This window comes from Algoriphagus sp., assembly GCF_039969895.1.
Classification (GTDB): domain Bacteria; phylum Bacteroidota; class Bacteroidia; order Cytophagales; family Cyclobacteriaceae; genus Algoriphagus.
Genome location: NZ_JBDVMZ010000012.1, coordinates 625,711 through 647,722, shown reverse-complemented (window position 1 = coordinate 647,722; position 22,012 = coordinate 625,711). Strand labels below are relative to the sequence as shown.

Sequence of the window (22,012 nt, the reverse complement as noted above, 5' to 3'; positions counted from 1 at the left end):
AGAATTGGAATAATAGGAATGCCTGCCAATTGAAAGGAGATTTAACCTTTCCTAATCTTGGCTATGCTACCACTGCTACTACTTTGAGTATTTCGTCAAGGACCTGATCTGCGGTGACTCCATCAGCATTTGCCTCGTAGCTAAGGATCAATCGATGGCGTAAACAGTCATGGACAACAGCGCGGATATTGTCAGGAGCAACGAAATCGTTGCCACTCATCCAGGCATGAGTCCGAGCGGCTCTGTCCAATGCGATACTACCTCTTGGGCTCGCACCAAAGTCAATCCAGCTATCCAATTGTTCACTATATTTTTCAGGATATCTCGTTGCCGAAATAATATCTACGATATATTTCTCCATTGTCTCTGAGATCTTAACTGATGCGATTTCTTCCCTAGCATCAAAAATCACCTGAGGGGAAAGTTTCTCCTGGGTTTCAGGTTTGCTGAGCTTGACTTGCTCCTTTCTGTTTAGTCTTAGAATTGCCAATTCCGAGGCATCATCCGGATAGCTGATGATGACATGCATAAGGAATCTATCCATCTGCGCTTCCGGAAGTGGATACGTTCCCTCCTGCTCTACTGGGTTCTGAGTAGCCATTACCATAAAGAGGGGCTCCATTTTATAGGTTTTGCCTGCTACGGAAACTTGCCGTTCCTCCATCGCCTCCAGCAATGCTGACTGAACTTTAGCCGGAGAACGGTTAATTTCATCTGCCAGAATTAAATTGCTGAAAATGGGACCCTGCTGAAAGACAAATTTCTCTTCCAGTTCGGGCTGGTAGATTTCCGTACCTGTCACATCCGATGGTAGGAGGTCAGGAGTAAATTGGATCCGGCTTAATCCACAGTCCAACTCTTTAGCTAAGGATTTAATTGCTCGGGTCTTTGCCAGGCCAGGAAGACCTTCCAGCAGCATATTTCCATCCGCCAACAGCACTAATATCAAGCGCTCCACCAGTTCATCTTGTCCAATTATGGATTCAGACATTTTAGTTTTTAGAAGCTGAATGGACTCTAAAGTATTCATAATAGTATAATTTGAATAGAAAGCTTACTCTAAAAATAAATTGATTAAGCAACGCAGCGACAATTCAATTGAAAAAAAAATCAAACTGCAAGTTTCCCTACAGTTTGATTTTATCATCATCGCAAAATATTATTGCTGAACAGGATGTGCTGTCATTGATTCCACTACTTCATCGATTGATAATGAAGACCCTTTCACAGGAGGGAATTCCTTGAAGGTGGCAAGAAACTCTGCCGCTTTCTGCTGTGCAGGTACAAACATCCACATATTATCTGCATACCACTTAATATAAAGAGCAGATTTCCAAGATACTTCAAAAGGATCAGCCCGAAGGTTGATTACTATAGGCCAGCTTGGAGATTTACGGTAGGCTTCCGCGATGGAGCCTTCCATGATAGTGAAATGCAGTTTGAAATTCTGGTATCTGATCGCATTCATATTTCCCGCTGCATCAAAGTAGAAAATTTCTTTGCGTGGAGACTCGCTTACTTCACCTTTGAAATAAGGCATCATGTTATAGCCATCCAAATGTGCTTTGAATGTCTTTCCATTTGCCTGATACCCATTCAATACCTTTTGCTTGATGTTTGGTTCTCCCGCTGCTGCTACCAAGGTAGGCATCATGTCTTCATGTGAGAAAATATCATTATAGATAGTCCCTGGCTTAATCACACCAGGCCAACGGATGATACTTGGCACACGGAACCCACCTTCCCAGGTAGTTCCTTTTTCTCCTGCAAATGGAGTAGTTCCACCATCAGGCCAAGTAAATTTCTCAGCACCGTTATCGGTGGAATACATGATAATTGTATTATCAATAATTCCCAATTCATCCAACTTGGCCAAAACTTTACCTACAGCTTTGTCATGTTCTACCATTCCATCAGGATAAAGTCCAATTCCAGTTACCCCTTCACTACCTTCTTCCAAGTGAGTCCACACGTGCATACGAGTGGAATTCAACCATACAAAGAATGGCTTTCCATCTGCATGAGCTTTCTCTATAAAGGCAATTGCTGCTTCAGTGAATTCTTTATCCACTGTTTCCATTCTCTTCTTGGTCAATGGCCCTGTATCCTGGATTCTACCGTCTGCATAGGAATGTAATACTCCCCTTGGGCCATATTTTTTTCTAAATTCCGGGTCCTTTGGATAGTAGTAGCTTTCTGGCTCTTCTTCAGCATTCAGGTGATAGAGGTTTCCGAAGAATTCATCAAACCCGTGATTAGTTGGAAGGTGCTCATCGCGATCTCCCAAGTGATTTTTACCAAATTGACCAGAAGTATAGCCATGTGGCTTTAATAATTCTGCAATAGTAGGCTGATTTTCTTGAATGCCCTGTTTTGCACCCGGCATACCTATGGTCAAAAGACCAGTTCTAAATGGATGCTGACCTAAGATAAAAGCCGCTCTTCCTGCAGTACAGGACTGTTGTGCGTACCAATCCGTAAATACCGCTCCTTCCTTTGCCAGTCTGTCAATATTTGGAGTTTTATAGCCCATCATACCCATATTATAGGCACTCACGTTAGACCATCCAATATCGTCGCCCCAGAGGACCAGAATATTGGGCTTGTCCTGCGCCTGAGCCAAAAATGGCAAACAGAACAGCAACAGAACAGCTGATTTGAAAATTGAGTTTTTGTGTTTCATAGAATTTTAGGTAAAAGTTACTCTTCTTAAAATAGTTATTTTTTTGATTTGATAAAGTATAGACAGTATTAAAGACTCATGAAAAATACTAAATATTATTCAGCCGAACAAAATCAAAAGCACAGAATTCAACTAGATTTTAGTACTGTTAAACGGAAATGATTTCAATAAAAATAACCTTCATCATTTCAATTTGTTTTTCTAAGCTTACACTTTATCTCACCAACCTTAGCAAATGCTAAAAAAACACATCCTCAATTAAGATACTTGTTTAAACATGGAAGGTTATTATCTTATTGATTCATTGCAACTTATTGCTTTGGCCTCCTTGAGAACCCTAACCCTCGGGATAGGCAATTTAATTCACTAGCATTCTTCACTGTCTAAAAGTTTATTATCACAAAAAAAGGCCAATCAAAATTGATTGGCCTAAGAGGTAAATTTTTAATGAACTTAATTACTACCATTTGGAGTGGAGAGTGTCTCCATTACCTTATCCAAGCTAAAGCTAGCCGCTTGCATTCTTGGTGGATAATCCTTAAAGGTTGCTAGGAATTCGCCAACAATCCCCTGTGCAGGAACTAGTAAGAATAAATGATCAACTAACCAATCGTAATACGTATTGGAAGTAATCTGGGCAAACTCATAAGGATCTCTTCTCAAATTGAAAATCAATGGTACTCTTAGAGGAGTGAATGGATTAGCCCAAACTTCTAAGGTACCTGGACTTCTTTGCTCCATGAAGATTAGCTTCCAGTCGTCATACCTTAAAGCAGTCAAATCTCCATCATCCGAGAAATAGAAAATTTCCTTTCTAGGACCTTTGTCTGTTTGACCAGTAAGAAAAGGAAGGAAATTATACCCATCCAAGTGTACTTTGAAATTTTTCCCGTTTGCAGAATAACCTGATAGCAATTTTTGAGGTACATCTCCCTGACCAGCAGCGGCCAAGAAAGTAGGCATCCAATCCATACCACTCATGATCTCATTGCTAACAGAACCAGCCTTGATCTTATTTGGCCATCTTACCATAGCTGGTACTCTCCAGCCACCTTCCCAGTTGGTATTTTTCTCGCCTCTGAATGGGTTCAACGCAGCATCAGGCCAAGTATTCTTATGAGGACCGTTATCCGTAGAATACATCACAATAGTATTATCAGCTATTCCCAGCTCATCCAGTAAATCTAGGAATTTCCCAATATGCATATCATGCTCCATCATCCCATCAGCATATTCATCCTGTCCCGATATACCTCTAAGTTCAGGCTTCACGTGTGTTCTGAAGTGCATTCTAGTTCCATTCCACCAAACGAAAAATGGCTTTCCACTAGCTACAGCATCTCTGATAAATTTGAAAGCCGCTTCTGAAGACTCATCATCGATAGTCTCCATTCTTTTCTTGGTCAAAGCACCGGTATCTTCGATTTTGCCATCTGCAGTGCTATGAATGACACCTCTAGGACCGTAATTTTTTCTGAAATCAGGATATTCCTTAGGATCCGGGTAATCAGGCAATTCCGGTTCTTCCTCTGCATTCAAATGGTAGAGATTACCAAAAAATTCATCAAAGCCGTGATTCGTTGGCAAGTGCTCATCTCTATCTCCCAAGTGATTCTTACCAAACTGCCCAGTCACATATCCTGCCGGCTTCAGTAGTTCAGCAATAGTAGGGTCTTTTTCCGAAATCCCTTCTTTAGCTCCTGGCATACCTACTTTACTTAGACCGGTGCGGAATACACTTTGTCCAAGGATAAAAGAAGAACGTCCAGCGGTACAACTTTGCTCTGCATAATAATCAGTGAAGATCATGCCTTCATCTGCAATTCGGTCTATGTTAGGAGTACGATACCCTACCATTCCCATCGTGTAAGCACTGATATTGGACTGCCCAATATCATCTCCCCAGATCACGAGGATGTTTGGCTTGTCCTGCGCCTGTACCACGAGTGGCAAAGCAAAGAGCAGAAAAGCCGCTTCTTTGAAAATTGAGAATTTGTGTTTCATAGAAATACAGTTAAAAGTGAACTAATTATTAATTTAACAAATTCATGGAAAACAACAAGATTTATATTATTGTAATCAAATTTTACACAAACTGGATTTGATATTTCATAAGGATAAATGAAATATGTCTCTTCCTTTTAGATTGTCAGAAGATCCAATTGATAATTATGGATTACCCATCTCAAATGGATAGACTACTTTCCAGTCCTTCTGCATATCCACTACCAGCCAATTGTACTTGGCTGCATCATCCAAACCTTTATTCAGCTGCCCAATATGGGAATCACGGTCATAAGCCACTTCACGAACAGAATCTGTATGATGCACGATCAAACCAAATCGTGAACCTTCACCTGTAGAAGTATATTGCAGCATTTGGTAATCTCCGTCGCTATTTCCTCCGGCGAATACCGGTCTCTTTCCTATGTGCCTATAGATACCAACTGGCTTACCAGCCTTGTCGTCGTTGAAATACAATTCAGGGGTTTTTATTAATTCAGGCATTGCAAGAGAGTCAACGTAGGAAAGACCTAATTGTGAACCTACCACTTGGTAGGGAGGAATTCCATATGCTTCCTCTGTCCAGGCACGCATGAAGTCTATGCCTCCGCCAGATACAATAAATGTTTTGAAGTCATTGGCTCGTAAGTAGTCTAATAATTCCAGCATAGGCTGGTATATCATTTCATTGTAGTGCTTGCCAGATTTAGGGTGTGTAGCGGTGTTCATCCAGGCTTTTACATGAGAGTCAAATTCCTCCACAGACATGCCGGAATGCGTAATAGCTAGTGCCTCGACCAATGCGTTCTGTCCTCCTGAAAGAAATTTATCCATATCTCCTTCAATTAGTGCTTTGATGGAAGCATTTTTCTTCCATTCAGGATGCTCAGGAGCCATCCGCTTGACCTCATCTATTGCAAAGGCCAGCTGAAAATAGATAGGCTGCTCGGACCATAGCGTACCGTCATTGTCAAATACTGCAATTCGATCCGCTATTGGGATAAACCCGGAATTGCCTTCAGTAGTAGCCGAAGTCACCCAATCCATAATTCTGTCGCGAGGTTCATCTTGCCAGGAAGCCAATTGTCCCCGCTGCTCATTTCCATCAGTTTCTGAAGCTGGAATACTCTCATCGGCAGATTTGGGGGAAGAGCAAGATGCTACGCTAAAAGCGACTAACACAGTGTATAAAAACTTGCTAGTAATTTTTCTATCAAAAATATTTTTCATTACTATTTTTTTAAGGTTTATATAATACTCAGCTATTCACATCAAAATTTTTTCTCTACCCCTAATCCTAAAGAGGTTACATTATACGCCTTAGACCGAAAATCCTGGGTCAAAGACGCCAATACTCCCCATCCGTTTCTAATTTCAACTGTATATTCGACGCCTAATCTAGTGACAAAATAATCTTCTCCTTTGGCGAATTCACCACCTATACCTAACCCAAAATTCCAATGCTCACCCGCTTTGTAGGTCCCCATAATCGCTGGAGCTATAGGCCTTTCCCGCTCAATAAGCTGACCCTCATCCTCTGTTTCTATGTAAAAGTTTTCATTCAGAAAGTCGGTGTGTAAACCAATGGCAAATTTCGGAACTATCCAATAATTATAATCAAGCGCAAAAGCAGGCACAGAGGTAAACTGCTTGTTACCCTCAGCATCTCTTCCCTGGCCTATGCGTGCATGGGCAAGGACTAAGGCTAGACTATGCCTTCCTTCACGTTCTGAACCTTCCCTAACCTCCTCCTGTGCCATGACAGTATGGGATAGTAATACAGAACCTATTCCTACTAAAAAAATGATCAGCTTATTCATTAAAATCAGGAATTAATTTAGTGCACGATGGAGTTAAAATTTAAAGTTTGATTAGCCAAAAACGTTTCAGTTTTTACCGCCAATCTTTCAGAAAATTAGATTAATTCATCGACTTAACGGGAAATTGCTTCATCAACTTTTTGATTTTTTTGGGAATTGTCTTCTCTCTTTTTTCAGGTTTTTCCTGCACCACTGACGTGAGTACACCTTGCCAAACTAGTTTTTTGCCCGAATTATCATACATATCCACTACCAAGGTGCCCTCGGTATAATCATCCTCGTTATACGTGGTCGTAGCAGAACCCATGCCCATTCCTCCTACACCCATACCCCAGCCCCAGCGCGGTCCATAGCCCATTCCTCCCATGAAATCCGTATAGGCTGTAGTAGAAGTCTTACTGTCCAAAACCAGGTATAATGTGACTTCTGCATCTGCATCCGACTGTACCAAAGTCATACCCCGTGCATCAAATTCAGCCTTTAACGCATCTAATATTCTCTTTTTATCGAACTCATTCAACTGTTTGTCAGAATCATTCTGCCAACCTTGAAAAGAATAAGTCTTTAATGAGGAAAAATCTGCGTCCTTGTCATAATCACTTTTGACCTGCGCAAAACTTGAAATTGAAAAGAACAGGAGAAGTGCTCCTATTACTACCTGTTTAAGTGAATTTTTCATAAGAGTTGAATTGATGTGGAAATAAAGATTTTTCAAAAACTAACAACTTTTCTGTAATTATATAGGACTGATTTGATTTTTTCGGCTAAATAACTGAGCTAGTTATACAAATGTTTTGGTGATGGAAGGAAAATTTAGCCTTGAAGGCAGCTTATCTATAGTTGTGACAAGCTAAAATCGATCATCAAAAAAAGTGATCAACCACCGATTAAAATCTCCCTAAATACCTCAACAGTTTACCTTAATTTCTATTATTCCAGGCTGAGCCAAAAATAATATACCAGCCAAAATCCTCATTGGACCAGGCTACATCAATACCGGTACGAATACCGAACTTTCTCGCGATCAGGTAGCGAAATCCTGTACCATAATTATACACTAAATCAGCCTCTGAAAATGAAATTTCCTTGGTAGTAGCCTTCGCAGCACCCAAAAATCCCAGTATGCTCCACCTATCCGTAACATCATACCGCTGCTCTGTCTCCAATAAATAGGTCTCACTTCCTTGATACCTGGCCATAGGTACCCCTCGGAGATTTATCCCTGGGTTCAGATAGAACGGAGCATCTCCAAACTGGAAATTACCCTCAAATCTAAACCCACTGACCCATTTTTCAGCTAATTGAACATACTGAAGCCCTGTCACCATCCAGTTTTGGTAATCGTAATCACTACCTGTCCAGCCGGCATTTATCCGGAAAGCGGATGTAATATAAAGCCCCTTATTAGGAGTGAATACATTATCTCGTTTGTCAAATTGCATATTCACTCCTACACTGCTGAGATTATTGTCTAGTGCCTTGCTATCCACAAAATCTGGTAATTCTAATTGGGAAAATTCAGGCTTTACTTTATTCCTTAGATAAAGGTATTGAACGCCCAAGTAGAGATCAGTATCCCCTACTTGTCGAAGGACATTTGCAAAAAAAGCCGCTGTATTGAAATTGAAAGCAAACTGCTGCTCTCCAACCACCGGGAAGGTTCTGAAAAAATCCATATTAACGTCTCCATACCCTCCTCCTACCCGGTATCGCAGGTGCTGCTTCGGCAGAGAAGCAATACGCATTGCACCAAATCCCCAAGACTTGTTTCCTGTATAGCCTATCGCCCCGGCAGTAATATCAGGGGGCGTATATTTACCAATTTCCTGATGCTTATTGGGCTGGATGAAGATCGGCGTGAACATCACTCCAATCCCGCCCAAAGCAGGCTCTGTGATAATATTTACAATGGGAATAAATCCATGATAAGAGATCAGAAAATCCCCCATATCGAATTTTCCGTCCAAAGAATCTTTAAACACTGCCATCGTGAGTTTCTGTGCTTCAGACTTCTCTTGCGCGATCAGCAGAGGGCAAACAAAGAAAAATACAATCAAAAGGCAAAAAACTCGCATAGTGTTTCTTTTTGTGAATAAAAATAAAAAGTTTTTAAGTCAAAATTCACAATTTCCATTGAATTGTCTTCAAATTATTTCTCTTTGAATCTCCAACTATTTTTTGAAACTTGAAATATAATCATAGTAAAATGCCGAGTCGAAAAGCTGTCACAAAACAGCCAAAAGCTATAAAATCAAGCGATTAAAGTTACTCCGGAATGAGCTAAGATTACATAGTCCCTCGATCCGCTATAGCCATTCGAAGAAAGTAAAACAGTAGATCAAAAGCTGAGTTTGCTCTATGAAGTCTGATTGGAATATACTACGAACTACAGTCTATCAAATCCTCAATGTCTCTATAGCCGAACAACTGAAAAGCTTTTATATAATTTATTTAGCTGTTTATCTGCTTTGTTATCTGTAAAAGCTAAAAGCATAATAGGATATGGTAAACTTAAGAATTGACATCACTTCGGTCACCAGTCTTCGAACTTCTATCTGGTTGAGCAAAGGAATCGTGTACTGGCATGCTTGCGGATAATCAGATTCATTAAATTAATAATCGGTCAAAAAAACTTAAATTCACTTCAACTTGGCTGGTTTTGATTTGGTATTTTAATTGGCATCCAATGAAGAACTAAATTATTGAAACCAGTTTTTTTAATAAGCTTATAACATCACAATTCTATGAAAAAATTACATTTCCTTGCTTTCTTCCTTTTGGGAATCATTACTTTTTCTCAAGCCCAGGATCCTAATAACCCCATAGACCCGAGCCCAACTGTGGGGATTTGGAATCGGTTTTATGGGGATGACTTTTCCAGATTGCAATTTCTGGCGAATATGACCTATGGGAAATATTTTTACAGGGTTACCACCGAGTTGCAGTTTGATTATAATGGGCCCACCACTTCTAAAGGAGCAAATTTCATGGTTGCACGATTGTTCCAGTCTAAAAATGGCAAAAACCAATATGGCTTAGGAGCTATCGTCAGTTATTTCAATCCCAAAGGATTTGCTGGTGGAGTGAGCTTTGTATCGGTCAGTCAACTTGGGAATAATTGGAGATTTATCAGTCTTGCCACTGTGCAAGGAGGCGATGATATATTTTCTATAGAATTTCAGCCGGGGATTTATAAAGACTTTGAAAGGGGTTGGTATTTCCGTGGGCACCCTAGGATGCTTTTTGACTTGACAGAAGATGTGTACGAGGTGCCTATAGGTGCAGGTGTGGGTAAAATTATTAAAACCGACAAAGCAGCTATCAATCTATTCTTTGAACCTCAGTATGACTTTGCACAAACACGGCCTATGCTTTATATGGGTATAAAAACCTTGTTTTAAGGGAGGGATTTCTCCTCCACTCACCTTTGCGGAAAATTCATTTAAGACAGACTGTTTTGCAAAGCAAAAATCGATCTTTAGGTAAAGAAAAATCTACATTCCTCTCAATCGCAAAAGCCCAGAAATTTCTGGGCTTTTGCGATTTCTTAGTGATAGAAAGTTGGACCCAACGATTTACACCTCTGATTGGCTCCTGAGGACAGGTTACCTTTTAGGAGTATAGGGCTCAGGCGTTCCCAGCAAAATTGGCGGCTCCTCTTGAAGGGTTGCTCCGAATTTAATGACTTCTTTAGTAACTGCCGGAAGAACCCAAGTCAGGTTTTGGGCCCCTGTTTCATGTCCTCCGTCGATGCCATAGAGTTCCTTAGGATCACGAAGCAGATTATGAACTCTTGGGAAATTGTGCTTTTTCGGCTTGTCAAACATACTCTCGTGCTCATAATAGTGAACTTTGAAATTACGCCATTTGTAAGCGAACATATCATCACCATTATAAACAGGAAACCCATCCCGGGCAGAGAGCGTAGTTTCCCCAGTAAACAAAGGAAGTTGATTTACCCCATCAATTATTCTATCAGTTGGCACATCAAATCCCATAGGACCCGAGAGCGTAGGCAGAATATCTGTCATATGGACAATCTCATTTGTCTGAATGCCAGGCTGAATTTTTCCAGGCCAGCGAATTAGACAAGGAGTCCTCAAGGAACCTTCCAAGGCAGTGAAATAATGACCTCTCCAGTATCCAGCAGTTCCAAACCAACTCGGTGCTTCCTCGGGACCATTTTCGCTCATCCAGATCACAATGGTATTCTCTCTGATATTCAGGTCATCTATAGCATCCAAGATCCTTCCTGTGTTATAGTCTATTTCCATCAGAACATCTGCCCAGGTTCCGTTTCCTGATTTGCCCTCAAATTTGGGATTAGGCAAAGTGGGAAGGTGAGCAAGTGTATAAGGCAGGTATAGAAAAAAAGGCTTCTTATCTTCCACCTGTTTGGTGATAAAATCTATGGATCTATCTGTAAGTTCCTCGTCTATCAATCTTCTGTTTTCAACATTATAGATTTTCACATTTTCTGGATCTCCATTTTTCGTGGCGCGCACTATCTGCGGCGGGCTTACCACTGCCTGGTCATAGAACATCTGGCTGGTATATTCTGATTCATCAGTAGTATTGGCTATGCCATACCAGTCATCAAATCCCTGATCAGTGGGATACCTGCCTTTCATATCTCCCAGATGCCATTTACCGTACATTGCGGTAGCATACCCGGCATCTCCAGCCAATTCTGCAATAGTCTTCTCCCAGCCAACTAAGCCATAAGGAAGCCCCCAAACCACCTTGGTAGTTCCTGATCGGATGGGATGGCGCCCTGTCATCAGTGCAGAGCGGCTCGGGGTACACTGTGGCTCCACATTGAAATTCAGTAATTGCACTCCTTCTGAAGCTAATTCATCCAATCTAGGCGTGGCAGCCCCCCTGAGAATTCCACCCCCATAAGCTCCTATTTCCCCCCAACCTAGATTGTCCATCACAATCAAGACCACATTCGGTTTTTCTTGCGCCATACTTACTTGGCCGAAGCTTGCTAGGAGAAGGAGAATTAGTGTAAAACAATTTTTCATCATCATTAAATTAAGATTAAACACACTCAAAAGGTACTAAATAATACATGCTTGTAATCTACAGTAAAACAGGAATCGCCTGAAATGGTTAAAGTCTGAAATCTGAGGGCAAAAGGGTATTACTAAACTCACTCCTGGCAATCCTCCTCTCAGTTGTCCAGCTAGCTAGAGTTTAATCGAAGATCTAAACCCTAAAAACACCGCCGTTTCGCTGGCTTTTACCACCGGACTAATCACCTGAAGATCTGCTCCTATGGAAAACCAATTGGTAGCCCAATATTGATAGAATAATTCCAGCCCTAGTTCATTTCCTAGCGGCAGACCAAGATTGGCTGCCTCCTCATCTATAATCTTACTAAGTGAATAATCATAAAAAGCCAGCCCCCAGGTATCCTGAACTCTATTTTTAATAAAACTGCTTCCTCCTAACCCAATTACAAAACTAAAATCCAGCGGATTTGGATTTCCATCGGACACCCCTACCTCACCGAATACGCCCCAGCTATTTTCTTCATCTAGTTGCTTTAGTGAATGGTCAAAGGTATAGCCAAAGAAATAGCGGTTCTTCTTATCAGAAAGCGGCACTTGAATAGGTGGAGTCAGGTTACTCAAATTATACAAATTGGCACCATCCTGAGAACTGTAAGCCAATTGAAACACATGATTCCCTTCGGAGTTCCCAATATTAGCCTTCAAGCCTGAGGAAACAGATAAAACTATTCCTTCATCGAATGGCCTATTGAGTCCGGATTTCCTCACAGCATCCTCAGGATCGTATGCCATAAAAGTCCAGGCTATTTTCTTAGTCTGTATCGATGCCACTGCACCAAAAATATATGCAGGAGTAATACCAGTAAGTGGAGCAGAGAAGCCGATGTTCCAAAATGCATCCAACCCTGCTCCACCTGTATAGTTCATGCTTGCTGCCAAGTCAATTAGATTGACCTTTCCTAACAGTAGCATATCACTTGCTTTCCAATTATAAACCAAGTATAAACTGGAAATATCAAAGCGGTTGCCTGAAGTATATCCAGGAATTGCTATCGCGGTATTTTTAGGTAAGAGCGTTTGACCAGTACTATCCAGTGCGCTTCCAAAATTATACTCCGCTTTAGTGACTAAAGTCCACTTACTCAATCCTATTTTCGCTCCATTATAATCCAGCCCCAGCTGAGCCTTTCCATTAAAGACTCCTTTATTGGCTCCCTTTCCTTTGATAAAATTTTGATTAAATAATGTGATCCTTGAGGAGATGAATAAGCCATTAGCTTCCAAACTATCTCTTACTCCACCCCAATCACCGGTAAGTTCACTTCTCGCAGATTGTTGCTGAGCTGTAGCATCCAACAGCATTAAAAAAAAAGAGACTATAAGTAAAAAATAAGTTCTCATCAATAAGGAAAGTTAAATCTAATGCAGCCTTAATAAGTTGAGGAAAATACCAAACCAATTATTCCCAGAGTGTCACCCTCCTCCCTTGCTATATCCAGGAATATACGTTGACTTCTGTCTCTAATCTAAGCACTTTCTTAGAAGAAATAAAGAATTTCAAACCTTACTTATCCATCTTCCCTCTTCCAATTGGCAGGTTTCAATACACCCTCAACTGCTGATGGACTTGCTTACCGGGATCATTTTTCATCACATCTGAAATACCTCCAATTTGGCGTAATCCAGACGCATTCAGGGATTCCTTGTCAAAAAACTAACCCACCTCAGCTACATTTCCTTCGTCAAATTTCTGTACCTGATCCCGCATATCTACCTCCAGGCCTTACCTCTCCATCTGACAATTCTGCTTCAACTGTGTGGGATGCGTTCAACCGAAAAGATACTTGGGGGCCAAGCTCTATAAAAATCCCCTTTGGCATTTCGTACCGCATGGTGATGGGCATCAGTTAGTATTTTATACGTCGCGTAAACCCGGTATTCTGGAAATAAGAATTGAGGTTTTCACTTCAAAACACTTCATTGATTCCAAAATAAAGACCAGAGCTGTTTTCCCCGATTCCAAAATCTATCCTCACATTCATTCTTGGTTGTACTGCATAGCGGTAACCTATACCAAAATTAGGTAACCATTCAGTAATCTCGGAGACGGTGGGAGCAACACTTCCTGTAGCCACCCATAAGGCCATACCACTTTTACTCAAATCTCCGTCAGCTTTCAGAAAGCTATGCCTCCACTCACAAGTTAGGGAAGTGGCTACCTTGTCCCTATACTGACCGTGGAGATAACCTCTTAATTCCTTTCCCCCACCCACAAAAGACATATCTGTATAAGGGACATCTCCCACTGCAGCACGTAGATAATACCTAATAGCCAAGGTACTTCCCTTTCTAACTATCCGTTGATACGTTCTTAGGTCAAGTTCATAGGTCTCGTAGTTATAATCGCTGCCCATACCACCTCGAAAAAGCATGCTTCTAAAATCTAAAAAAACGCCTCTCCATGCATTCACGGTGAGATCTCTAGTATCAAAGCTTAAGCTGCCTCCGATGCCGCTACTAAAAATATCATTACCATAAGCTAAAAAATAAGGGTCTTCAGCCATAATCGGATTCACATCAACTATTCTATCATGCTTAAACAAAGCATGAATTCCAAGAAAAGAATTCGGAAGGAACTGCACTTTAATCTCCGGATTTATCATTCTTGATTTCCTGAAATATGCCGAGGTGGAATCACTTTGGGGAATCTCTTGATTCTGCACTATCCCTACTCCAAAATAATTATCATTTGCATTCTCAAAATTTAAGTCCAATACTCCACGAAATAAATCACTACGCCAAAAGGTCTTTATCGTAGAGCTGAGTCCGTAATTGCCTTTAGTGCTATAAAATGCTTTTAGTGGGATCGAGGAGCGCTGTAATACGCTATCTGATTTATTGGTGGAAAAGGTGTATAAAGCCCCACCTCCAATCAAAAACCCATTTTCTGGCGTATAGCCAGGTCCGAGCATAAGGCTAAGATATGGCTCCCCTCTGTCAATTTTTGCATGTTTGATAGAATCCTTCCTATAAATATACCTGCCTAATTTTGTGTCGGACTTTTGTGCTTGGACGTAACTGGTCAATAGTAAAGCACCAAAAAGCAAACAAATTCGAAGTGTAAATCTTGGGAGAATTGTCAGCAACATTAAAAACATTTAAATCCCAAATCTATAATTGACTGACAGTAATAATTGATCACGTCCTTTCCCATGACCATACTCTACTCTATACCAAAATTTCTTGTTGAACATTAATTGTACTCCTAATTGCAATGACCAAGGAGAAATCACTTCTTTTTCAAACTCATATTGAATACGAGTATTACCAACGCCTTCTCCATCCAGGTAATCCTCCATGCCTTCGACCAAAGCATCAACTACCAACTTCTGCGCAAGGCTTAAATCATCGTACCAATTATTTGCTGCACTGGAGATATCATCCTTCATCTGCTGAAGTTTCTCTTCATCTAATGACTCAAATATATCGTTGAAAGTTAGTTCCCCTGCAGATACGCGTTCTACATACTGATTTTGCACTCCTACACTAAGACTGATTTTATGTTCAGGCTTTTTTAGATTTAGGGTTTTACCTACTCTAAGAGATGTAACCCTACCAAATACAGGTTCATCCAAAGCAGATGTATTGGAAGAAGATAGATTTAAGTTAAAGGCCCCAAAGTAGCTGTTTCGGCCGTAGGCGAGTACTATGCCTCCTCCATAGGTATCTACGGTAGGAGAAGTCTGAATATTAAGATTTACAGGAAAAGTAATGTCAATATTGGCTGATCCTTCTGAATGAGCATATATTCCGTAGATGTTTAAAAAAGGAAAGACCCATGCATCGGCTCTGAAATTAAATACGTTGGCAGTATTGGTGACTGGATCGAACTTTACAAACCCCATATCAACCGGCTCAAATGGGCCTAATCCTACAGATAATCTAGTAATTTCCAACCTGGTTACCTGATGAACATAATTTATCATCAAACCATAGGGAAGAGGTTGCTCATACCCCATACTTTGAATTTTATCCCCAAAAAAAGGTAGCGAGTAGCTATATGGAGTTTGTTTTAGACTATCTCGTTTTGCCTGATCATTAGCATGCATAGAGCTCTGAGCACTAAGCTGATTTGTGCAAATAATTGCAAGTACACAAAATGTGGTGATTATGCTTTTCATGACCTTAAGTTTTACATTGATCAAATACTTCATAGATCTTAATTTCTTGAATTTTCTTGAGATATTCCTGTTCCTCTACCAAACAATGGATTGATAACCAAGAAATTAATAGTGTATTCAAATTTCACTTGTATGAAATATAGCAACATCTTAAACAACTTATAATAGTCTGCACTTTGAGAATTTTTAGCTCAAACAGTTCTGGTATCCTCCAAACATGTGTTTCTTTAGTTTAGAAAATCAGCCTAAGTCTCATAGGCCGTTCAAGCTCAATAGGTACAGACAAAATTAAATTCTAATCGCTAGCAGACTAAATCAACTAACATAGATCCAGACCTATTTTTCTACTTCTTTATCCATTTTCCCTCTACCTATCGGGAGATTTGCGTAAACAGCTATCTGACTGTGATTCTGCTTTCCAGCCTGATCCTTCATCACATCAGAGAAGCCTCCGTGATAGCGTACCCCCACAGAATTTAGGCGATCCTTGTCTATATATAATCCGATCCCGCTGACAAAGCCCACATCAAAACGCTGAACCTGATCATGGATATCTACATCTAGTTCTAAATTCCCCTGAGGTATAGCTGCTTCAAAAATATCCTTTGCCTTGGTTCGAAAAGAAATCTGTGGCCCCAGTTCCACAAAATAAGCTCCTTTATAGGCATACCTCATTGTAGAAGGAATACTCAGGTAATTTATCTTTCGGACTACGTCCCCTTCTGCATAATATGTGTTGAGACTAGGATCTTCCAAATCATAAACAGGAATGCCTGCCGCACCACGCTGGTATTTAGCTAACATTTCTATACTTAAATGCCAGTTCTCATCGAACTTATGCGTATAAAAAAGCCCAAGATTAAAAGACTTCATTCGATCTTGGGCCTGGATGAGTGACATCGTATTCCAACTATAATCCATATGCAACCCAAATAAATTATCCTCATTGTTCAGTTTGTCACCAAAGATCAAACTCATGAGAACTTGTGCCTGCAAGGAGGTTTGTATCCCAAAGAAAAGGAGAACTAAAAGTGCTTTGTATTTCATGAAGTTGATTTTTTAAAGCCTGGAAATCTCCAATTTAAGTTGAGCAGAAACTGGCTCCTCTTCCCAAATACCCCTAGCTCGGATCTAAGCATCCAGCTTTTATTAAATTGATACTGGGCTCCGAGTATTAAGTTGAAAGGATCAGCAACTCTTTTATCCAATTTATATTCTACCAGGGCCTCACCAGGGTCAATTCCTGCTGCAGCGTCCTCTATTTTATCAATAATCTGCTTAGCAACTACCCGCTGAGCCGGAGGAAGGCCATCAGCCCATTCATTTAGTCTATCTATTGCTATCCCGTCTCCAAGACCAGGAACCAAATTTGAAATTGGAATACTTCCTTGGGTATCATTTTGGATCACTTGGTAAAATGTACCAGCCCAAACCGAAAGATTTCGCTCAGGATTGCTGATTGATGGAATTGTATGACCTATTCTTAAACTACTATTAAATGCTGGTACAGGCTCTACTACCACTTCCACGTCCGCAAAATTGTAATTATTGTCCCATGCAACCCATACAGGCCCAAAGGCTCCTGTCAGCGTGGCTCCAAGGCCAAAACTACTCACAGAAAATTTCTGCTCAGTTTGAAATGAGATAGGATCCAAAAGCGTCACCTTCGTGCTGGTAGTTCCCCCTCCCAAGATTCCATAAATATTTAAAAATGGTAAAACCCAAATATCTGGTCTAAATGAATAGGCGTTAGTAGTCGCTATCGTAGGGCCAAAATTGATAAACTGACTGATATCAACAAGATCAGAACCTCCAAATCCAACCGAAGTGCTTTCTATCAAAATTTGCTGCTGCTGTGTAAAATATATCGCACTAGCACCCCAGGCATAAGGCAGGTCATAGCCTTTTTTTGCTGCTCCTGCACCCAGGATTGGAAAGATATAGGGATAATCCATATTCTTTAGGCTATCAAAATATTCCTCGTAAAGTGGGTTAAAGATTTTTTGAGCGCCCTGAGCATAGCTTTTGGAAGCTGAGAAAATAGAAATTGCGCAGCCAAACAATGCTATGATCAAAAACTGTGGCAAATAAAATTTCTTCATATCGTAATTATTGTATCGTATTTGAAACGATTATTTCAATAAAAGTAAGACAAACTAAAAGCTTGACTAAAATTTAAGAGATAAAATTCCAAATTGAAGAAAAATTCTCTTGTATATCCCCATTATTACCAGTAGAGACTCAAATCATAGTAAGATTTGGTAAAGCTAAGAATTGAGGCCACTTCGGTTACTCCCGCCTTCGGTTCGGGCACTGGCCTTCGGACTTCTGTCCGGATGAGCACAGGAATTTTGGGTAATGGCAAGATTGCGGATAATCAGATAAAATAGTAAGTACTGCTAAGAGTTATCACACCATCATAATTTCTTCTCAGTCAAATAAACATTGGTAAACGCTAAAAATCAATGGATGAGCCCCAACTATCCAATCCCCGATACCATAAAAATAATAGTGCCCAAAGATGTCAATAGTTACCAAACCTCGTCAGTAAAAAAACCTCCAACCAGTAGGCGGAGGTTTGGAAAAGCAAATTTAAGAATGGGGAAATTGCAGTTACTTAGTAAACTGCAAATTGATACCTGCAAATAGCTGGAATTGTGGTTGCGTTCCTTTGGACAACATGGTGTACTGAGGCTCCATGAACAAATTCATGACCGTAGAACCTACTTTTACTACTTGACCAAGTCCTAAGCCCATTGGCATATTGAAGGAGTCATTCTCAAAATCATAATACCATATCGGCGCGCCTCTTAGATAAGTTCCTTTTCCTAGTTGAAAGAAATAAAATGGCTGTATTGCAGAATTATTGGTGCCATTTCGATCAGAATCACCCGCAAAGGAAGTCTGCCAGGTCACTAAAGCTCCATATTGAAACACTGGGGATTTTGCGATAAATGCCACGAAGGCAAGACCTCCCTGCCACTTACCAGATCCAAGCACTTCTTTGCTAGCCGTAGGCATTGAAATCAATGGCCCTATACCCATAGTAGTCGTTGGCTTTGACACGAAATTGTAAGAAAGGAAGGCATTGATATCTCCTAGTCCATTGGTGGTATTCACCACATCGGTCACCGGATCTGGTGTTCCTATGGTAGATAGTGGCGCAGAGACCCTTAGGAGTAATTTGCCATCCGCAAATGGGGTGGCATATCTAATCCAAGTAGTATTCATATAGGAAGCATCCGAGGCATTAGTCAGCTTCGGCGTAAAATAATTCTGAAAATTAAGTGCCGTCATATTTGCCAGAGGGTTGTTGGCTTGGGCTGCACCCGCAGAATCATCCTGAGCAAAAGCTCCAAAGGCTATTACCAGAGCGAAAAGGAACGTGAATATTTTTTTCATTGCTTTTATAGTTTTCAAGTAATTATCAAAGTTTTACAATTAATCTAGCTATTCTAATCTGAGGCATAACTAAAGGTAACGAAAATAATATTTCGTTACTACCTAATTCCTTTAGCCATGACTAGCTAATCCATGGCATGCATGCAGTTCAGGATCATAATTTAAGATTAAAAACCTATTTCAAGTTTCTGAAGGGATAGTACCTTTCAATAGCTACGCCCAGGAGTAAGTTTGGGGACAACTCTGGGAAAGTTGAAAAAGTGTTTGAAGTCAACAAACCTGAAAGGGTTGAAGGATGCAATGATAATTGCAAATCCTTGAGAGTTTAACTGCCTAGATACCAACTACGTTTCGTCAAGGATATAATTTAGGACTCAAGCACACTACCGAGAGTGCATAACTCAATCCTTGGATTTTAAGCACCGTAGGTGAGGTGTTTTTGTAGCTCGAAGCTTCAGCTCGGGGTAAAAATAAGATAATAGATTCCAGGTTTTGGCCGAAGTGATATCACTAGAAAAGATAACGGTTCGCCAAAACGAGAGGAAGGCAAAGAGGTTAAAATAAAGTTCGACCGCCTTCGGGGTCATTGGGTCATGGGAAGGGTTCGTTTTCTATGGGTTACACTTATCCCAAATACTAATCATTTGACGTCAACAAAAAAAGCTGTCTCATCTCTGAAACAGCCTCTTGTATAAGTTTATTCGTATTCAGGCGAATCATCATTCGCCCATACTCTTTAGCCCCTTGGTCTGTGTCCCCACAGACCGAAAAGTTTTTATTATGATTTAGCTACTACAGCCAATTTTATCGATAATTCAGTCAATTGCTCGTCCGCAATGCTGCTTGGAGAATCGATCATCACATCACGTCCGGAGTTATTTTTAGGGAAGGCGATGTAATCACGAATGGAATCAGATCCACCGAAAATCGCGCACAATCTATCAAATCCAAAGGCAATTCCACCGTGTGGTGGCGCTCCGTATTCGAAGGCTTCCATCAGAAATCCGAATTGCTTTTGAGCCTCTTCTTCTGAGAAACCTAGATGCTTGAACATCAATTGCTGCGTAGCTCTATCATGAATACGAATAGATCCTCCTCCGATTTCTACACCGTTGATCACCAGATCGTAAGCATTTGCCCGTACAGCCCCTGGATCGGTATCCAGCAAGGCCATGTCCTCCTTCTTCGGAGAAGTGAATGGGTGGTGCATCGCATGGAATCTGGCAGTATCCTCATCCCACTCCAGCAACGGAAAGTCCATCACCCAAAGAGGTTTGAAAACTGAACGATCACGAAGTCCAAGTTCTTCGCCCATTTTTAGACGAAGTTCAGAAAGTTGCTTGCGCACTTTATCTGCATCTCCACTCAGGATCAACATCAAATCACCCTGAGTTGCTCCGAATGCATCTGCCCAATCCTGCAAATCATCTGCAGAATAGAATTTATCCACAGAAGATTTGATGGTTCCATCAGCATTGTATTTGGCATAAACCATACCTTTTGCCCCGATCTGAGGGCGCTTCACCCACTCAGTCAGTGCGTCTATCTGCTTACGGGTGTATTCAGCTGCACCTTTGGCACAGATACCCACTACCAATTCAGCTTGGTCAAAAATGCTAAAGCCTTTGCCTTGGGCAAGTTCATTTAGCTCGACAAATTTCATATCAAAACGAAGGTCAGGCTTATCGTTACCATAATATTTCATGGCATCTGCATAAGTCATACGCTTGACTTCTTCCAGCTCAACTCCCTTCACTTTGCTAAACAAATGCTTAGTCAATCCTTCGAAGGTATTTAGAATATCTTCCTGTGTTACGAAAGACATCTCGCAATCAATCTGAGTAAACTCAGGCTGACGATCTGCTCTGAGATCTTCGTCGCGGAAACACTTTACAATTTGAAAATATCTGTCAAAGCCAGAAACCATCAGTAATTGCTTGAACGTCTGAGGTGACTGTGGCAATGCGTAAAATTCACCTGGATTAGTACGGCTAGGCACTACAAAATCACGTGCTCCTTCAGGAGTGGACTTGATCAAAACGGGAGTTTCCACCTCGATAAAGTTCTGAGTATCCATATATTTTCGAGTCTCTTGCATCATCCTGTGACGAAGCTGAAGTTTCTCCCGAATTACGTTTCTACGAAGATCCAAATACCTGTATTTCATCCGAAGCTCTTCACCACCATCTGTCTCATCTTCGATGATAAATGGAGGAACTTTAGCAGCATTCAACACCTCAATGGCCGTCACTTTGATCTCGATTGCACCTGTAGGAATTTTATCGTTCTTAGATGTCCGCTCGATTACTTTGCCTGTAGTCTGCACCACGAACTCACGACCCAATTCTGCCGCTTTTTCCAACAACGCTTTTTCACTGGAATCCTCCTCAAAAATCAATTGAGTCAAACCGTATCGATCCCGAAGATCCACCCAGATTAACCCTCCTTTATTTCTCACCCGCTGAACCCAGCCAGCAAGCGTAACTTCTTGATTTACGTGATCCAGGCGTAGTTCGCCACAAGTATGCGTTCTCAGCATGTTTTTAATGTTTTTATTGACTGCTCAAAGATAAAGAAATGCCCGTGAGAACACAGGAATCATTGCAGGATTAGCATTTATTTCGTTGATTTCCTTGCGATTTTCACGTAAAAGTAGTCTATTCTTCAAAAAAAGTTAATTCAAAACTAAATTCTGGGATTGCTGTAGCTAGATAGGTTTTGGTAGAAAAGCATTCTAGTTTTCTGTACCTCGACATCCCATGTTGGCCAAGAAAAATCAAGATAATTTGAAGGCTGATAATGACTGATATATCTCCTCTAACCCATTTTTAATAGAAAATAATCCTTGAGCGTTCATCGTTGGTATGATAGTTGGAAGCTTGCGCGCAAAAGGTTTACACCCCA

General features: G+C 40.8%; 17 protein-coding genes. 1 reads left to right on the top strand and 16 read right to left on the bottom strand.

Annotated features, from left to right (window positions below):
- Positions 1-61: 61 nt before the first annotated feature.
- The 7 genes from ABJH64_RS09010 to ABJH64_RS08980 form a co-directional block, all read right to left on the bottom strand.
- Entirely contained in the window at positions 62-1,030 is a 969-nt protein-coding gene (locus tag ABJH64_RS09010) for an AAA family ATPase (protein ID WP_348274885.1), read from the bottom strand.
- 129 nt (positions 1,031-1,159) lie between these two features.
- Positions 1,160-2,683, bottom strand: a complete 1,524-nt coding sequence (locus ABJH64_RS09005) for an arylsulfatase (RefSeq protein ID WP_348274884.1) — start codon at positions 2,681-2,683, stop codon at positions 1,160-1,162.
- A 453-nt stretch (positions 2,684-3,136) separates the two neighbouring features.
- A complete protein-coding gene (locus ABJH64_RS09000) occupies positions 3,137-4,687 on the bottom strand; it encodes an arylsulfatase (protein ID WP_348274883.1) in 1,551 nt (516 codons plus the stop codon).
- A gap of 165 nt (positions 4,688-4,852) precedes the next feature.
- Positions 4,853-5,917 (bottom strand): HAD family hydrolase, encoded by a 1,065-nt coding sequence (locus ABJH64_RS08995; protein ID WP_348274882.1) that lies wholly within the window; start codon positions 5,915-5,917, stop codon positions 4,853-4,855.
- A gap of 41 nt (positions 5,918-5,958) precedes the next feature.
- On the bottom strand, positions 5,959-6,507 hold the full coding sequence (locus tag ABJH64_RS08990) for a hypothetical protein (RefSeq protein WP_348274881.1): 549 nt from the start codon (positions 6,505-6,507) through the stop codon (positions 5,959-5,961).
- A 100-nt stretch (positions 6,508-6,607) separates the two neighbouring features.
- A complete protein-coding gene (locus ABJH64_RS08985) occupies positions 6,608-7,186 on the bottom strand; it encodes a DUF4136 domain-containing protein (protein WP_348274880.1) in 579 nt (192 codons plus the stop codon).
- A gap of 241 nt (positions 7,187-7,427) precedes the next feature.
- A complete protein-coding gene (locus ABJH64_RS08980) occupies positions 7,428-8,582 on the bottom strand; it encodes a BamA/TamA family outer membrane protein (protein WP_348274879.1) in 1,155 nt (384 codons plus the stop codon).
- 669 nt (positions 8,583-9,251) lie between these two features.
- On the opposite strand from ABJH64_RS08980, the gene ABJH64_RS08975 reads away from it, so the two are divergent.
- Positions 9,252-9,908, top strand: a complete 657-nt coding sequence (locus ABJH64_RS08975; protein WP_348274878.1) for a hypothetical protein — start codon at positions 9,252-9,254, stop codon at positions 9,906-9,908.
- Positions 9,909-10,112: 204 nt separating this feature from the next.
- Here the strand turns inward: ABJH64_RS08975 and ABJH64_RS08970 are convergent, their stop codons facing one another.
- From ABJH64_RS08970 to aspS, 9 genes are all read right to left on the bottom strand, one after another.
- Positions 10,113-11,477: an arylsulfatase gene (locus tag ABJH64_RS08970; RefSeq protein ID WP_348274877.1), complete on the bottom strand. Its 1,365-nt coding sequence runs from the start codon at positions 11,475-11,477 to the stop codon at positions 10,113-10,115.
- A 222-nt stretch (positions 11,478-11,699) separates the two neighbouring features.
- The gene (locus ABJH64_RS08965) at positions 11,700-12,926 is read right to left on the bottom strand and encodes a carbohydrate porin (RefSeq protein ID WP_348274876.1); all 1,227 of its coding nucleotides are present in this window, start codon (positions 12,924-12,926) and stop codon (positions 11,700-11,702) included.
- A gap of 341 nt (positions 12,927-13,267) precedes the next feature.
- On the bottom strand, positions 13,268-13,429 hold the full coding sequence (locus ABJH64_RS08960) for a hypothetical protein (protein ID WP_348299057.1): 162 nt from the start codon (positions 13,427-13,429) through the stop codon (positions 13,268-13,270).
- Positions 13,430-13,492: 63 nt separating this feature from the next.
- Positions 13,493-14,497: a BamA/TamA family outer membrane protein gene (locus ABJH64_RS08955; protein ID WP_348274874.1), complete on the bottom strand. Its 1,005-nt coding sequence runs from the start codon at positions 14,495-14,497 to the stop codon at positions 13,493-13,495.
- A gap of 186 nt (positions 14,498-14,683) precedes the next feature.
- Positions 14,684-15,706, bottom strand: coding sequence for a hypothetical protein (locus ABJH64_RS08950; protein WP_348274873.1), 1,023 nt, complete (start codon positions 15,704-15,706; stop codon positions 14,684-14,686).
- A 336-nt stretch (positions 15,707-16,042) separates the two neighbouring features.
- Positions 16,043-16,753 carry an outer membrane beta-barrel protein gene (locus ABJH64_RS08945; RefSeq protein WP_348274872.1) on the bottom strand — a complete coding sequence of 237 codons (711 nt, stop codon included), beginning with the start codon at positions 16,751-16,753 and terminating at the stop codon, positions 16,043-16,045.
- The gene (locus tag ABJH64_RS08940) at positions 16,750-17,808 is read right to left on the bottom strand and encodes a hypothetical protein (protein WP_348274871.1); all 1,059 of its coding nucleotides are present in this window, start codon (positions 17,806-17,808) and stop codon (positions 16,750-16,752) included. Before ABJH64_RS08940 ends, ABJH64_RS08945 begins: the two co-directional genes overlap by 4 nt.
- Before the next feature lie 511 nt (positions 17,809-18,319).
- Positions 18,320-19,108 (bottom strand): hypothetical protein, encoded by a 789-nt coding sequence (locus tag ABJH64_RS08935; RefSeq protein WP_348274870.1) that lies wholly within the window; start codon positions 19,106-19,108, stop codon positions 18,320-18,322.
- 778 nt (positions 19,109-19,886) lie between these two features.
- Positions 19,887-21,647: an aspartate--tRNA ligase gene (gene aspS / locus ABJH64_RS08930; RefSeq protein WP_348274869.1), complete on the bottom strand. Its 1,761-nt coding sequence runs from the start codon at positions 21,645-21,647 to the stop codon at positions 19,887-19,889.
- Positions 21,648-22,012 lie beyond the last annotated feature (365 nt).